The sequence below is a fragment of the Streptomyces diacarni genome, assembly GCF_003323715.1.
GTDB classification, from domain to species: Bacteria; Actinomycetota; Actinomycetes; order Streptomycetales; family Streptomycetaceae; genus Streptomyces; species Streptomyces diacarni.
Genome location: NZ_QOIN01000021.1, coordinates 57,997 through 72,410, shown reverse-complemented (window position 1 = coordinate 72,410; position 14,414 = coordinate 57,997). Strand labels below are relative to the sequence as shown.

Below are 14,414 nucleotides of genomic sequence, written 5' to 3'. Positions count from 1 at the left end.
GTACCGGGCGGTGGCCAGCCGCTACGACAAGCGCGACTACATCTTCAACGGCACACTCGCCGTCACAGCGATCAACATCTGGCTCCGCGACACCGTCCAAGAGCCATCAGAAACGGCCTAGCGCTCCGAGCGGGGTTGCAGTCCGCGGCAACGCGCGTTGCGCTTCAACATGCCGGATCGAGCCGATCCCCTGGACGTCATGTCCGCCGCCCCGTGAGTCCTGCCTCCAGCCGAGGCAGTGGGCCGTATCGCGGGCATATCGAAAACCACATACGTTCCGGCAACAGTACGTCGCCTTGGCTGGAGGCATGACCCACAGCGAGACGCCCCGCATCACCGTGTACGGATGCGGCACGGACGAAGCCGCTCTGTTCCGCGGGCTGGCGCCCTGCTTCGGTGTGCAGTCGGCCCTCACCGACGCGCCAGTGTCCGAAGCCAATACCGAACTGGCCGTCGGCAGCCGGTGCATCAGCGTCGGCCACAAGACGCCCATCACTCACGCCACTCTGCGTGCGCTCGGCCGAGCCGGCGTGGGCTATGTCTCCACGCGGAGTATCGGTTACAACCACATCGACGTGGAATACGCGGAGAGCATCGGCGTATCTGTCGAAAACGTCTCCTACTCGCCGGACAGCGTGGCCGACTACACGCTGATGCTCATGCTGATGGCGCTACGGGATGCGAAAGCCATCGTCCGGCGCACCGACATGCATGATTACCGGCTGAGCGGTGTGCGCGGGAAGGAATTGCGCGATCTGACGGTCGGAGTGATCGGGTTGGGCCGCATCGGCGCGGCGGTCTTGGACCGGCTGCGGGGTTTCGGCTGCCGCGTCCTGGCCTGCGACAACCGTGCCGTTGACCGCACCGGTGCCGCCGTCGAGTGCGTTCCGCTCGATGCATTGCTGCGGCGGAGCGACCTGGTCACGCTGCATGTGCCGCTCACCGAGCAGACGTACCATCTGCTGGATCGGCAGCGCCTGGCAGGGATGAAGAACGGCGCGCTGATCGTCAATACCGCGCGTGGCGCGCTCATCGACACCGAGGCACTGGTGGAGCAGTTGGAAAGCGGCAGGCTGAGCGGCGCGGCACTGGATGTCGTCGAAGGCGAGGAGGGCATCTTCTACGCCGACTGCCGGAACAAACCCATGGAAAGCAAGGGCCTGTTGCGACTGCAGGAGCTGCCGAACGCGCTCATCAGTCCGCACACTGCCTACTACACGGACCACGCCCTGCGCGACACCGTGGAAAACTCTCTCACCAACTGCCTGACGTTCGAAAGCAGGAATCACCTCGGCTGAGCCGAAGGCCGGCATCATCTTTGGCGGCCGCTCCCAGGAGCTCCGCGTCTCCGCCATCGGCTGCGCCACCCTCGGGAGTATCCACGGCCGAGGTGGGCGCTTATCTCGTCCTGGGGCCGTCGGCAGCCTTCTGAGCGCAGCATGCTCCACGCCTCCGCATTTGCGCTGGAGCGCACTCCAACTCCTAGGTTCCGAAGCATGCGATACATCAAACTCGGAACGACCGGACTGGAAGTCTCCGCCATCACCCTCGGCTGCATGAGCTTCGGCGAGCCGGACCGGGGCGGCGAGCCCTGGTCGCTGGGCGCGGACGCCAGCCGGGGCATCATCAAGCAGGCACTCGAGGGCGGCGTCAACTTCCTCGACACAGCCAATGGGTACAGCGCCGGAAGCAGCGAGGAGATCGTCGGCCAGGCGGTCAAGGACTTCACCCGGCGCGAGGAGGTCGTTCTCTCCACCAAGGTCTGGATGCGGATGCGGCCCGGCCCGAACGGCGCCGGGTTGTCCCGCAAGGCGGTCTTCGCCGAGCTCGACGCCTCCCTGAAGCGGCTGGGGACCGACTACATCGACCTGTACCAGATCCACCGCTGGGACTACGACACCCCGATTGAGGAGACCCTCGAGGCGCTGCACGACGCGGTCAGGTCCGGGAAGGTCCGCTACATCGGAGCCTCTTCCATGTACGCCTGGCAGTTCGCCAAGGCCCTGTACCTGGCTGACCTGAACGGCTGGACCCGGTTCGTGTCGATGCAGGACCACTACAACCTCATCCACCGGGAAGCAGAGCGGGAGATGCTCCCGCTCTGCGCCGACCAGGGCATCGGCGTGATCCCGTGGAGCCCGCTGGCGCGGGGCAGGCTGACGCGGGCCCGGGACACCGCCACGGCGCGTGCCGAGACCGACGAGGGCGGCCAGATCCTCTACCGCGACGGGGACCAGGCAGTGGCCGAGCACGTTCACGAGATCGCGGGCAAGCGGGGTCTGTCCCCGGCCCAGGTCGCCCTGGCCTGGGTCATGCGCAACCCAGCGGTGACCTCGCCCATCGTCGGGGTCACCAAGCCGGCCCAGATGGCCGACGCGGTCGCTGCGGTGGACGTCGAACTCGACGAAGGCGAGGCTGCCTACCTGGAGGAGCCCTACCGGCCGCACGAAACCGCCTACCTGGAGGAGTCCTTCTCCAAGTCGCGCCCTGCGGCGGCCTCCCGGTAGTCCGGGCTGCCTCCGGCGCCTTCGACGAGTCCTCGGCCCCGGTTTTCACAGCCCTGTGGTCGCCCGGCGATGCGTGCGGGCGGTCGCGCGCAACCGCATGATCCGCGCGCTGCCCGTCAGCGCGGTGAGCAGGATGCCCCCACCGCGGCCGGCAGCATCGCGGCTTCCCATCACTTGGGTCGGCACCGGTGGATGGTGGAGAGAACCGTCTCGTGGCTCTCCGTCTGCCCGCGTCTCGACCGCCGCTACGAGGTCGAAGCCGACCACTTCCTCGCCTTGATCTCTGATCGGTATCGAACCATGTGACGTCGCCGGAATGTTCATTGGCGACGTAGAGGCGGGCGCCTCGTGGACCGAGGGGTCAGGGCTCGTGGCCCTATACCGCCGCACGGCACGCCGGCTATGAGCGTGGGGTTGCCAATGCCTCCCACGAGCTGCGTACCCCGCTGGCGATCTCCAAGACACTCATCGACGTCGCCCGCGCCGATCCGAACCACGACAGCGGCGAACTCGTCGACCGCCTGCACACCATCAACACCCGGGCCGTCGACCTCACCGAGGCGCTGCTCCTCCTCAGCCGGGTCAACCAGCGGTCCTTCACCCGCGAACACCTCGACCTGTCCCTCGTCGCGGAGGAAGCGGCCGAAACGCTGCACCCGCTCGCGGAAAAACACGGCGTCGCCTTGGAGACCAGCGGCGACATCGCCCCCACGACCGGTTCGCCCGCGCTTCTGCTGCAACTCACCACGAACCTCGTACACAACGCGATCGTCCACAACCTGGCGCAGCGGGGCACCGTCTGGGTCCACACCGGTGTCCGCCGCGAGACCGCGGTGCTCACCGTCGAGAACACCGGCGAGCAGCTCACCCCCCAGCTGGTCGCGACCCTCACCGAACCCTTCCAGCGCGGCACCGAGCGCATCCACACCGACCAGGCAGGCAGCGGCCTGGGCCTGGGCCTGGCCATCGTCAAGACCATCACCAAGACACACGACGGCACCCTCACGCTCATCCCACGCCCTGCCGGCGGGCTCCGCATCACGGTGGAATTGCCCGCGGCATCGGAGGGTGAGCCGCCACGGCTTTCCTCCTCGGGGCGATCTTGCGGGTTCCGACAGGCACCATGCGCGTGCGCTCGAGCGTGCTGGAGATGCCGACGAACCGGCCCGTGACAGGCTGCCCATTCCGGGCTTTCACGCCCTGGCCCCAGAGCGTGCCGTATCTTCGCTGCACGCAGAACCTACGGCCTGCGAGCACTCAGGCGTTCGCGCTGACTCGTGCTTGCTGGTGCCGCGGAGTGACGTCGTACCTGATCAGAGTACGTGTACCCGTCCGCAGGGTTCGCTTCGATGTCGCTCTGCCCGAAAGCGTCCGTCCAACCGCCGTCCAGTCATGCCGCAGGTGTCATGACCACGAGCGTTGTCACCAGTGGGCGGCGGAGCGTGATCAGGCATGCGGCGCGCCACCGTCCACCGCCAGGCGCGTGAGCCACTCACGCAGCAGGCGCTGCTCGGCATCGCTCAGGACATCGGCGTCGTCGGGGAGGGCGGCACGCAGCGCGCGGGCCGCTGCGGCGGGACCGGACTCCGCGGCGGGGACCGCCGGCTCGGCGCGGGTGACGGCCGCGACCATGGACTCACGCAAGACGGTCAACAGCGCCGGATTGCGGCGGTCCGCGGGGGCGGAGTGCCAGGTGGCGACCGCGCCCTGGCCGGTCGCCTGGATGATCTGGGCGGCCAGTTCCTCGTCGACCCGCAGCCACCCCCCGGCCGCCAGCCGACGCACCCGCCCGTGAAGGATCTCCAGACCCGCGCGGTGTGCCACGTCCGATCCCCGACCGGTGGCCCGGTTCATCACCGCGAACAACTCGGGGCGGGAGACCCCGAACTCGACCACCATGTCCCAGCCGCGGCGCAGCTCCTCCACCGGGTCCTGCGGGGCGGGGTCGAGTTGCGCGCGTTTCCTCTCCAGGAACTGCGCGTACCCGTGTTCGGCGACGGCCTCGAGGAGCCCCTCCTTGTCGCCGAAGAGGCGGTAGATCGCCGGCGGCTGCATTCCGGCCGCGGCGGCGACCGCGCGGGTGCTCACCGCGTCAGGGCCGCCGTTCTCCAGCAGCTCGACGGCCGCCTCGACGATGCGGCGCTGAGGGCTGTCGGTGGAGTCGCGCGTAGCCATGAACCGATGGTACCGAGCATCGGTACCACCGGCATTTCCAGTGTTACCGTTGGAATGATTCCACTGGAACTAGCCGTCGGGAGAACCAATGCTCATCGTGACCGGAGCCACCGGAAAACTCGGCCGCCGCACCGTCGAGCGCCTCCTGGAGCGCGTCCCCGCCGACCGCGTCGGCGTCAGCGTCCGCGACCCCCGCAAGGCCCAGGACCTCGCCGACCGCGGCGTCCGCGTCCGGCAGGGCAGCTTCGACGACCCCGCCTCGCTCGTACACTCCTTCGAAGGCGCCGAGCAACTGCTCCTCGTCTCCCTCGACCGCACGGGCCAGGAGTGCGTCGCCGGCCACCGCACCGCCATCGACGCCGCTGTGCAGGCCGGCGTCGGACGCATCCTCTACACCAGCCAGATGGGCGCCGCCCACGACGCTCGGTTCCAGGCATGCCGCGACCACGCCCAGACCGAGGACCTGCTGCGCGCCACCGGCCTGCGCTGGACCGCGCTGCGCAACGGCTTCTACGCCTCCAGTGCCCTGCAGTTCCTGGAGTCCGCCCGCCACACCGGCGACATCGCCCTCCCCGCCGACGGCCCCGTCGCCTGGACCGGCCACGACGACCTCGCCGAGGCCACCGCGGCGATCCTCGCCGAGGAGGCGCGCTTCGAGGGGCCCACCCCGCCACTCACCGGCCCGGCGGCGCTCGACTTCGACGCCCTCGCCGAGATCGCGTCCCAGACCACCGGACGGCCCTTCACCCGCACCATCGTCCCCGACGACGCCTTCCGCGAGCAGGTCCTGGCGCACGGCGCCCCGGCCCCGATCGTCGACCTGATGCTGAGCATCTTCGCCGCGGCGCGGAACGGCGAGTTCACCGCCGTCGACTCGACGCTGGCCGAGTTGATCGGGCACGAGCCCGCCACCTTCCGCACCCAGTTGGAGCGTGCCTGGGCCGAATAGATCCAGTGGGGCGCGCAGACGGCCCCCGCCTGACTCACCGCCCACAAAGGCTCGTCCTCTGTCGCCCGAGGACGTCGATCACCAGACCGGCGCCCTCGGGCACAGCCTCGTAGACGACTTCCCCCACACCTACACCTGCCACCGATGCCACACCGTCCACGGCACGGCCGGTTCAGTCCCGCCCAGGGGTCGCCGTCAGGAAACCTCAGGCACGCTCGTGACGGACCTCCAGGGACGGACGATGGTGACTTCCCAGGTCTGCGACCTGGGAAGTCACCATCGTCCGTCAGCTGAGCATGTTCCGTGATCAGGCAGCCGTCCCGGAGGTGGCGGCGGAGCGGATCCGGCGCCGGGTGTGGAAGTGTCCACGCCGCTTCGCCAGGCGCAGGAACACGATGGTGGGGATGGAGCACACGAAGATGGCAACAACACTGGCCTCGGGGCCGACGCTGCCACCGGTGAGCGCATCGGAGCCGGACAGCACTCCGTGGAGCAGGCCGGTCTGGCCGTTCGCGTTGCCCGAAACACCCACACCGAAGATGCCGCCCTCGGCGAAATTCCAGCCCAGGTGCAGGCCGATGGGCAGCCACAGGGTTCGGGTAGCCACATAAGCGGCGCCGAGCATCAGGCCCGCCTCGATGGCGATGGCCAGCGCACCCCACACCGTGGTGTGGGCGTTGACCAGGTGGATCGCCCCGAACAGCAGACCCGAAGTGATCAACGCGCCCCATGTGCCGGTGAGTTCCTCCAACAGGCGGAAGACGACGCCGCGGAAGAGGAGTTCTTCGGTGAGCGCGACTCCCGCCATCGTCGCGAAGACGGCCAGAGCACCACTGACGGACACCCCGCCCTCGGTGCCGTAGCTCCCGAACAGGGCAATCACCACGAGGGTGAAGGCGAAGAGGACGACACCGACGAGGGTACCGTCACGCAATGTCGCGCCGGCCACGGAAGGATCCAGTTCCGACACCGGCCGCTGCTCCAGCAGCCGTACGCTCTTCGTGTAGAGCACGAGCGCGCCCAAGACGACGACCGCGCCGGCCGGCACGGCCAGGACCGCGCTGCCCCCCGCCATCGCGCGTATCCCGGCAGCGAGGGCGATCACCACCAGAAACAGAGCGGCCATCACCACCAGCCTCACCCAAGCGGACCGCACCCGGCGCGACGGCCCGGTGAACGGGACCTGGGAGAACAGGTTCTTCAACGACCTCAGTGACTGCGCGTTCCTGAACGACATGCCAATCCTCTTCTGCCGACGCCGGCGGCCGGTCGCCGCCGCGTTGACAGGAACGCTATGGGCGCGGGCTGCCGCGCATCGTCGCCCTGTGGTGGACATCCGGGATAGCTCTCATGGGGGATGCCGGGGCGGGCCGGACGCATGCCGAGCCGGTCAGCCGGCGACGGTGACCAGGCCTATTCGGTGGGCCAACACCACCGCCTGGACACGGTCACGCAGATCGAGCTTGGTCAGGATGCGGGACACGTAGGTCTTGACCGTCTCGCGGCTGATGACCATCCGTTCGGCGATCTCGGCGTTCGACAGACCTTCGGCGACGAGTTTCAGGACCTCGGTCTCGCGAGGCGTCAAAGCGGACAGCGCCTCTGTCGCGGCAGGCTTACGGGGTTGACTGATCCGGTCCGCGAACCTGCCGACGAGTTGCCGGGTGACAGCGGGAGCCAGTAGGGACTCACCCGCGGCGATCGTCCGGACCCCGTGCACCAAGGCGGATGGCGGTGAATCCTTGAGCAGGAACCCACTCGCACCGGCCCGCAGGGCCTCGTACACGTATTCGTCCACATTGAAGGTCGTGACCACCAGGACCTTCATCGGCGCTGCGACGTCAGGACCGGCCAGCAGCCGCGTCGCCTCGATCCCGTCCAGGCCGGGCATCCGGATGTCCATCACCACCACATCGGGACACAGCCACCTGGCGGTCTCCACCGCCGACCTGCCGTCCCCTGCTTCCCCCACCACCTCAAGATCCCGTTGTGCCGAGAAGATGGTGACGTAGCCGGCACGCACGAGCTCCTGGTCCTCACACACCAGAACCCGGGTCGGCGCTCCCGAACCGGATTCGGGTCTGAGCTCGCTCACGCCTGCTCCCCCGAAGCCATCGAGGCACCGGCACCGCATCCGCCGTGCCGCGGACTGCCGGCCGTCGGCCCGGCACCGAAGAACGCCCTCACCCGATCGGGCATCCCGACCACAGCACGCCCGACTCCAGGGCCAGTAGGCGCGAACCGGGTGGAAGTCGCCGCGGCGGGGGCGCCTTCCATGGTCACGCCGGTCTCCGTCTTCTGGTGACTGACGTGCCGACGGACAGGCGTCCGATGTACCGGAGCGTGGTCGCACACGTTGATCAGCGTCCTCCACACCAGACGGAATGCGGTCAATTCCACCGCCGAGCCATAGGCCACCACTCTCCCTCATGCTCTCCTCCATTACCAGCGGAAGCAGTCCCTGACCTTCGTGGACGTTCACGCCGGAGCCGCAGGGGCGAAGGGGTAACCCCTGCGCGTCCAAGCGGACATGGCGTTCACTGCTCTCCTTGCCCCGGCCGACCGGGCGTCACCTCCGTGCGATGTCGAACGGCACCGCACGCCACCAGGTCAATCACTCCCAGGCCGAGCGGAGCCGTCAGGCCCGCGAGCACTCCCGCCCCTGGCTCACGCATCGCTCGCGGTCGCGCTCAGCAGCCGAGCGGATGGCCTTGAGGCGGTCCCCACGTGGCCAGATGCCGTGCACGAACTGAGGGATCGCCCAGGCAGCCCGCCGCAGGGAGCCGTCGCTGTCTTCGTTCCATGGCCCCGGTACGCAGGCGCCTCGGATCGGCGCGACACGAAAGCTACGCGGCCGAACCGGCACGGATCGTCACCGCGCAGTGGGCACTTTCCGGGGGACGACACCCACGCGCGGTACCCGGAAGTGTCCACTCACGGGGGATGCCGACGGCACCGCTCGCGAATACCTTCGACGGGCACCTGTCCGTGTCCTCCCCTACCGTGGCCGCCTGTACCGCGTCACGGCCCAACCCGTAGGAACACCAGTGAGAGCCGTGAAATCCGAGAACACCGACAGCACGCCGTCTCCGGAACCGGACACCACAGCCGGCTCACCCGGTCCGACCGCGCCCCGCGGCCTCGCCTTCCTCTCGCGCGCGGCGGCGGCATGCACCGGGTCGTGGCGGACCTTGACCGCGTGGTGGGGCGGGCGCCCGCGTGACGCGCGGGACCGGGAACTGGCGCTCGTGATCACCGTGCTCTCCTTCGTCGAACCGCTGGCGGGCATCGGCGCGCAGTTCGGCAACCTGTCACCCCGGCACGCACCCGCGCTCGCGATCCTGCTGACGCTCGGACAGACACTGCCGCTGGCCCTGCGCACCAGCCGCCCCGCGCTCTGCCTCCTGCTCGTGAGCCTCTGCTTCGGAGTGCACCAGTCGCTGGGGTTGCCGCAGACGTTCGGCAGTATGGGGCTCTACCTCGCGTTGTACTCGGTGGGCGCGCACGCGGAGCGCGGACGGCGGTTGCTCATAGCGCCCACCGTGGTGGGGTACGCCGTTTTCTGCGTCGTCCTGCACGCGCTCGGATCGCCGCAGCAACTGCCGGACTACGCCGTCATCGGACTCGTGCTGGCCACCGTCTGGGCCGCAGGCAGCGTCGTCCGGGGCCGCCGGGCGACCGAGGCCGAGCGGCGGCGCCTCACAGCGTTGGCCGCCACAGCGGCGGAACGGAGCCGCTTGGCACAGGAGTTGCACGACGTGGTCACCCACCATGTGACGGCGATGGTGGTGCAGTCCGACGCCGCGCCGTTCCTCGTCACCTCCCCGGAACGGGTAACCGAGGCGCTCGCCGCCATCAGCGGGACCGGGCGGCGCGCGCTGGCCGAACTCCGGTACCTGCTCGGTGTGCTGGAGGCCACGGGCGAGTCCGCGTCGGACGAGTCCACATCGGGCAGACGCGCACCTGCCGGAGGGGATTTGCGCGACCTGGTCAACCAGACCCGCATGAGCGGCCAGCCCGCTGAACTGGTGGAAAAAGGCGAACGAGTACCACTGCCGGCCGGCGCGGGCCTGTCCGTGTACCGGCTCGTCCAGGAATCGCTCACCAACGCCGTGAAGTATGCACCCGGGCGGCCCACCCGCATCACGGTCGGCTACAGCGGCGACCACGTCGAGGTCGAGGTCGCCAACGAGGGCCCCGATCGGGGGGACGCCCCCTGTGACGACTCACCCGCGGCGCCCAGGCCGGGACACGTGTCCGGAGGCCGGGGCCTGGGCGGGCTCCGGACACGTGTCGACATGCTCGGCGGTGAATTCGCCGCGGGCCCGCGCGCCGACGGGGGCTTCTGCGTCCGCGCCCGTATCCCCATCAGAGGCGGTAGGTAACCCGTGCACCTTCTTCCCGTACCCGATACTGCTCACCGATCCGCACCCCGCACCGCGGCGGAACGCTCAGCTCAGGGCCCCGTACAGCGCGGCGAATCCGGCAAGCAAACCGACGACCACCAGCACCACGAGGACCGCGTACAGCAGGCACACCCACCCTGTCGCGAGCGCGGCGAGCGCCAACCAACGGCCGGGCAGGCCCTGCCGCTTGGCACGCCGACGCGCCACATGGCCCGCGACGATCGCGGTCAGCGCGGCCAGCGTCACGAAGACGAACCAGCCGATCGTCGCCGGGAGGTAGAAGCTCACGCCCGACGCCCACAGGCTGCCGCTCGCCACGATGACCGCCGCAAGGGCAGCCCCCACGCTGACCCCGGCGGCCCGGTTCTCCGGCTCCGTCCGTACCTCTGTTTCCCCCGTCTCGATCACAGCGGAGAGCTTAACAACGCGGGCTGGCAGCCGAGGTGTACGCCCGATCAGGCGCGCTCACGTAGACGTCGCCCAGATCGTCGGCTGCTTGCGCGTATCGGCCCAGGTCGCCGGCAAGGTGAGAGTGTCGGCGCTGGGCGTACCGGGATCCGCGGTGTAGGTGGGGAGGGAGACGTGCGGGTCGCCGGGGAGCGCGAAGCCGTCGTACGCGAGGTCCATCGTTCCGACGGCCGGGTGGTTGACGACCTTGCGTCCGCGCGAGTGGCGGTGCACGTGGTGCTCGGCCCAGCGGGTGCTGAAGTCCGTGCTAGGGGTGAAGAGTTCGCCGATGAGTCCGATCACCTGCTTGTCCAGCGGGTCACGCCCGGCGGTCGCGCGGAGTACCGCGACCAGCAGGCCCTTCGCCTCGTCGAGGTCGGCGTGGAAATGCTCCGCGCGCGGGTCGACGAAGACGTACCTGGCGACGTTCGGTGGCTGCTGGGCCGTGTTGTGATCGCCTTCACGTCCGTCCCGGGCCCTCAGTGGCTGCCGGTCAGTTGTCCTGCCAGGCGGCGGCGCATGTCGGCGCTGGGTTCGTTCAGGCCGATGAGGGTGACCTTCTTGCCGCGCTCCGCGTACTTCGTCTCCACCGCGTCCAGCGCGGCCACGGAGGAGGCGTCCCAGATGTGCGCGTCGGAGAGGTCGATGACGACGTCGTCCGGGTCACCCTTGTAGTCGAACTGGTAGACGAGGTCGTTGGAGGAGGCGAAGAACAGTTCGCCGGTGACGGCGTAGACGACCTGCTTGCCCTCCGGGTCGACGACGCCGGAGACCTCGGCGAGGTGGGCGACGCGCCTGGCGAAGATCACCATGGCGGTGACCGAGCCGACGACGACGCCGATGGCGAGGTTGTGGGTCCCGACCACGACGACGACCGTGATCACCATGACCGCGATCTCGCCCACCGGCATCCGCCTGAGCGTCTTCGGCTGGATGGAGTGCCAGTCGAACGTGCCGACGGAGACCAGGATCATGACGGCGACGAGGGCGGCCATCGGGATGTCGGAGACGACGGGGCCGAAGGCGATGCACAGGACGAGGAGGAAGGCGCCGGCCAGGAAGGTGGACAGGCGGGTACGCGCGCCGGACGTCTTCACGTTGATCATGGTCTGGCCGATCATGGCGCAGCCGCCCATGCCGCCGAAGAAGCCGGTGACGATGTTGGCGATGCCCTGCCCGATCGACTCGCGGGTCTTGTTGGAGTGCGTATCGGTGATGTCGTCGACCAGCTTGGCCGTCATCAGCGACTCCATGAGCCCGACCAGCGCGAAGGCGAGCGCGTAAGGGGCGATGACGGTCAGCGTGTGCAGGGTGAACGGCACGTCCGGGAGGCCGGGGACCGGCAGGGAGCTGGGGAGCTTGCCCTTGTCGCCCACGGTCGGGACGGCGATGCCCGCCGCGAGGGTGACGACGGTGAGGACGATGATCGAGACCAGGGGTGCCGGAACGACCTTGGTGACCTTCGGGAAGAGGATCATCAGCACCAGGCCCGCGGCGAGCAGCGGGTAGACCGGCCACGGCACGTCGCTCATCTCCGGCACCTGCGCCATGAAGATCATGATGGCCAGCGCGTTGACGAACCCCACCATGACGCTGCGCGGAACGAAACGCATCAGCTTGGCGACGCCGAGCGAGCCGAGGATCACCTGGAAGGCGCCGCCGAGGAGGACGGTGGCGATCAGATAGCCGAGCCCGTACTCGTGGTTGAGCGGCGCCACGACGAGAGCGACCGCCCCCGTCGCCGCCGAGATCATGGCCTTGCGGCCGCCGACGAAGGAGATCACCACGGCCATGGTGCAGGCCGCGTACAGGCCGACCTTCGGATCGACCCCGGCGATGATCGAGAAGGAGATCGCCTCGGGGATCAGCGCGAGGGCGACCACCAGACCGCCCAGTACCTCGGTGCGCAACACCCGGGGAGAGGCGAGCCATTCGGGCTTGGACAGGCGCAGCTTGGAGGCCGCGGACAGCGGTGAGGACATGCAACCGTTTCTGCTCAGGCGTGACGTCCATGCCGCGGACGCACACGCGCCGTACTGGTTCCGTGAGGAGTGGAACCGCCTCGGCAGCCAGGCCGCCCCCGGGGCCTGCCGGGCCGGGCCGGCAAGGCCTGACCGGGCCGGGCCGGAAACCGGGCGGTTGCCGATCGGGCATCATTGCCCGGAAGACCTGGTGCCGCCGGGGCCAGGTCGGGGGCCCCGCTGCGGCGGGATCGCCTCTGCCATGTGCTGGACAGCGGAGGCGCAACGCCAAAACTCTACCCTGACGTAAGGGAAGAGTGCGACTGGTGATCCGGGAATCAGAGGCGGAAACGGCACCGGGATCCTGTGAGGCGCCTCACGGCTCCAGGGCCTCATGGCACGTTCGAACCCAGGCGGACGACAGAAGGAGAAGACAGGGCGATGGGTGAGCGGCAGATGCAGATCGGCGAGGTCGCCGAGCGGACCGGCTTGTCGCTGCGCACCATCCGCCACTACGAGGAAGTCGACCTCGTCGTCCCCTCCGCCCGGAGCAAGGGCGGCTTCCGGCTCTACACGGAGGCCGACGTGGAGCGTCTGATGGTCATTCGACGGATGAAGCCGCTGGACTTCTCCCTGGAGGAGATGCGCGACCTCCTCCAGATCACCGGCCGGATCGCCGCCACGCAGGATCCGCCCTCGGACGAGGAGCGGGAGCGGCTCAGGGAGCGCCTCGACGCCTACCGCAAGGTGGCCGACGCGCGGTGCGAGACCCTGCGGGCCCGGCTGGAGATGGCCCAGGACTTCGCCGCGACACTGCGCCACCGGCTGGGAGCAGGCGGCTGACGCGTGGCGAAGCGCTGACAGCGCTGCCCCGAGGCCGGGACGCCGTACCGCCGGCGCCCGGCGACGCTCCGGTGGCCTTCCCGGTCGGGGTCAGGCCTCGCACCCGGCGGAACGGCTCAGCCGCCGGCCACATCCGCCAGGCGCTGCGCCGCCACGGAGGTGACGGATTCGTCACCCAGGCTGCTCGTGGAGATGCGGGAGAACGACGCGGTCATTCCGTCGTCCAGGGAATGGCGAGATCCGCGCAGCTCAGCGCTCAGACTCGATCACGATCTCATGAAGTCAGCACGTGGAGGGGGTGGATGCTGCCCGGAAGCGTTGACTGGATCGTACTCGGTGGCGGGCGAGCGCTCACCCGCCACCGGCGCATCCCCTCGGCCGAGGGCGGCCGCCCTCTCCTCGACACTGCCCGCCTTCCTGCCCCTGCTCGCCCCCACTCGCGCATGGTATGGCTCGGGGGGAGTGGGGTCAGGCGCTGTGGGGGCCGGGTGCCGCGCTGCCCGTGTACGCGTTGAGCTCCGAGACGAGCCGGGTCAGATCCGGGTCGGCGTCGAAGCGGCGCTGGTGCAGGGCGGCGATCTGCCGACCGGCCTCGGGGTCCGTGTCGTCCGTGATGTCGAACGACACGAACTTGTCCACCAGCGGCAGACCGATCTCGTCGGTGCGGCGGTGGGCCGGGTGCATCAAGTACTCCTGGTAGCCGTCGAGATCGTCCAGCTGGAAGGTGGCACCCCACTCGTACGCACCGCCGTGGTCGCGGCCGACGAGGAACGACCGTACGGAGGGGATGACCTCGCCCTGGTGGCGCAGACTGGCCAGGGCCTCTTCGAGCTGGTGCGGCGCGGTGCCGGGCTTGATGGTGAAGCGGACGCAGTGGTGGATCATCAGGGTTGTTCCTTTCGGTTGTGTACGTCGGCCGGTTGTTCGGGTGGGTGGGTGCGGTTCCGCCGTCGTCTGTGATCCCGGGTTCCGGATTTCGGGTTTCGGGTTTCGGGGCCGTGTGTGATTGACCACTCACTCCTGTGGCCGAAAATAGAGCCGCGGAGTGCGGCGAGCCATGGCATCCGGGACGGCCGGGGGGCCGGCGGAGCCAGCCAGGGCCGGTCGGCCGGCCGCGACACCGCGG

General features: G+C 69.2%; 14 protein-coding genes and 1 pseudogene. 7 read left to right on the top strand and 8 right to left on the bottom strand.

Annotated elements, in window-relative coordinates:
• Positions 1-308 precede the first annotated feature (308 nt).
• Positions 309-1,298, top strand: a complete 990-nt coding sequence (locus DTL70_RS01095; protein WP_114019903.1) for a D-isomer specific 2-hydroxyacid dehydrogenase family protein — start codon at positions 309-311, stop codon at positions 1,296-1,298.
• A 198-nt stretch (positions 1,299-1,496) separates the two neighbouring features.
• The gene (locus tag DTL70_RS01090; RefSeq protein ID WP_114019902.1) at positions 1,497-2,507 is read left to right on the top strand and encodes an aldo/keto reductase; all 1,011 of its coding nucleotides are present in this window, start codon (positions 1,497-1,499) and stop codon (positions 2,505-2,507) included.
• Positions 2,508-2,552: 45 nt separating this feature from the next.
• Here the strand turns inward: DTL70_RS01090 and DTL70_RS33370 are convergent, their stop codons facing one another.
• Positions 2,553-2,693: a hypothetical protein gene (locus DTL70_RS33370; protein ID WP_181860718.1), complete on the bottom strand. Its 141-nt coding sequence runs from the start codon at positions 2,691-2,693 to the stop codon at positions 2,553-2,555.
• A 221-nt stretch (positions 2,694-2,914) separates the two neighbouring features.
• Here DTL70_RS33370 and DTL70_RS01080 point away from each other — a divergent pair.
• A pseudogene (locus DTL70_RS01080) lies at positions 2,915-3,679 on the top strand (sensor histidine kinase); the annotation flags it as partial.
• A 274-nt stretch (positions 3,680-3,953) separates the two neighbouring features.
• Here the strand turns inward: DTL70_RS01080 and DTL70_RS01075 are convergent.
• Positions 3,954-4,682 carry a TetR/AcrR family transcriptional regulator gene (locus DTL70_RS01075; RefSeq protein WP_114019900.1) on the bottom strand — a complete coding sequence of 243 codons (729 nt, stop codon included), beginning with the start codon at positions 4,680-4,682 and terminating at the stop codon, positions 3,954-3,956.
• Positions 4,683-4,770: 88 nt separating this feature from the next.
• Between DTL70_RS01075 and DTL70_RS01070 the strand changes: the two genes are divergently transcribed.
• Positions 4,771-5,631: an SDR family oxidoreductase gene (locus DTL70_RS01070; RefSeq protein ID WP_114019899.1), complete on the top strand. Its 861-nt coding sequence runs from the start codon at positions 4,771-4,773 to the stop codon at positions 5,629-5,631.
• Positions 5,632-5,938: 307 nt separating this feature from the next.
• Here DTL70_RS01070 and DTL70_RS01065 read toward each other — a convergent pair whose 3' ends face one another.
• The gene (locus DTL70_RS01065) at positions 5,939-6,967 is read right to left on the bottom strand and encodes a CPBP family intramembrane glutamic endopeptidase (RefSeq protein ID WP_245978895.1); all 1,029 of its coding nucleotides are present in this window, start codon (positions 6,965-6,967) and stop codon (positions 5,939-5,941) included.
• Positions 6,968-7,021: 54 nt separating this feature from the next.
• Positions 7,022-7,726 (bottom strand): response regulator, encoded by a 705-nt coding sequence (locus DTL70_RS01060; protein ID WP_245978894.1) that lies wholly within the window; start codon positions 7,724-7,726, stop codon positions 7,022-7,024.
• A gap of 487 nt (positions 7,727-8,213) precedes the next feature.
• On the opposite strand from DTL70_RS01060, the gene DTL70_RS33810 reads away from it, so the two are divergent.
• Positions 8,214-8,384, top strand: coding sequence for a hypothetical protein (locus DTL70_RS33810; protein ID WP_245978893.1), 171 nt, complete (start codon positions 8,214-8,216; stop codon positions 8,382-8,384).
• 294 nt (positions 8,385-8,678) lie between these two features.
• Positions 8,679-10,016: a sensor histidine kinase gene (locus DTL70_RS01050; protein WP_245978892.1), complete on the top strand. Its 1,338-nt coding sequence runs from the start codon at positions 8,679-8,681 to the stop codon at positions 10,014-10,016.
• A 66-nt stretch (positions 10,017-10,082) separates the two neighbouring features.
• Here the strand turns inward: DTL70_RS01050 and DTL70_RS01045 are convergent, their stop codons facing one another.
• The 3 genes from DTL70_RS01045 to DTL70_RS01035 are packed head-to-tail and all read right to left on the bottom strand — an operon-like array spanning position 10,083 to position 12,466.
• The gene (locus tag DTL70_RS01045) at positions 10,083-10,445 is read right to left on the bottom strand and encodes a DUF4190 domain-containing protein (RefSeq protein ID WP_181860714.1); all 363 of its coding nucleotides are present in this window, start codon (positions 10,443-10,445) and stop codon (positions 10,083-10,085) included.
• Positions 10,446-10,502: 57 nt separating this feature from the next.
• Positions 10,503-10,967, bottom strand: a complete 465-nt coding sequence (locus DTL70_RS01040) for an MmyB family transcriptional regulator (protein WP_245978902.1) — start codon at positions 10,965-10,967, stop codon at positions 10,503-10,505.
• Positions 10,964-12,466: a SulP family inorganic anion transporter gene (locus DTL70_RS01035; RefSeq protein WP_114019894.1), complete on the bottom strand. Its 1,503-nt coding sequence runs from the start codon at positions 12,464-12,466 to the stop codon at positions 10,964-10,966. The genes DTL70_RS01040 and DTL70_RS01035 overlap by 4 nt, the downstream gene beginning before the upstream one ends.
• 420 nt (positions 12,467-12,886) lie before the next feature.
• Here DTL70_RS01035 and DTL70_RS01030 point away from each other — a divergent pair, with 420 nt between their 5' ends.
• On the top strand, positions 12,887-13,288 hold the full coding sequence (locus DTL70_RS01030) for a MerR family transcriptional regulator (protein WP_114019893.1): 402 nt from the start codon (positions 12,887-12,889) through the stop codon (positions 13,286-13,288).
• Between the two features lie 468 nt (positions 13,289-13,756).
• Here the strand turns inward: DTL70_RS01030 and DTL70_RS01025 are convergent, their stop codons facing one another.
• Positions 13,757-14,173, bottom strand: a complete 417-nt coding sequence (locus DTL70_RS01025; RefSeq protein WP_114019892.1) for a Dabb family protein — start codon at positions 14,171-14,173, stop codon at positions 13,757-13,759.
• Positions 14,174-14,414 lie beyond the last annotated feature (241 nt).

What these genes read in the sequence shown, in the direction of transcription:
- DTL70_RS01035 (WP_114019894.1), bottom strand. Translation starts at nt 12,466, where the DNA reads ATGTCCTCACCGCTGTCCGCGGCCTCCAAGCTGCGCCTGTCCAAGCCC.
- DTL70_RS01070 (WP_114019899.1), top strand. Translation starts at nt 4,771, where the DNA reads ATGCTCATCGTGACCGGAGCCACCGGAAAACTCGGCCGCCGCACCGTC.
- DTL70_RS01025 (WP_114019892.1), bottom strand. Translation starts at nt 14,173, where the DNA reads ATGATCCACCACTGCGTCCGCTTCACCATCAAGCCCGGCACCGCGCCG.
- DTL70_RS01030 (WP_114019893.1), top strand. Translation starts at nt 12,887, where the DNA reads ATGGGTGAGCGGCAGATGCAGATCGGCGAGGTCGCCGAGCGGACCGGC.
- DTL70_RS01075 (WP_114019900.1), bottom strand. Translation starts at nt 4,682, where the DNA reads ATGGCTACGCGCGACTCCACCGACAGCCCTCAGCGCCGCATCGTCGAG.
- DTL70_RS01095 (WP_114019903.1), top strand. Translation starts at nt 309, where the DNA reads ATGACCCACAGCGAGACGCCCCGCATCACCGTGTACGGATGCGGCACG.
- DTL70_RS01090 (WP_114019902.1), top strand. Translation starts at nt 1,497, where the DNA reads ATGCGATACATCAAACTCGGAACGACCGGACTGGAAGTCTCCGCCATC.
- DTL70_RS01065 (WP_245978895.1), bottom strand. Translation starts at nt 6,967, where the DNA reads ATGTCCACCACAGGGCGACGATGCGCGGCAGCCCGCGCCCATAGCGTT.
- DTL70_RS33810 (WP_245978893.1), top strand. Translation starts at nt 8,214, where the DNA reads ATGTCGAACGGCACCGCACGCCACCAGGTCAATCACTCCCAGGCCGAG.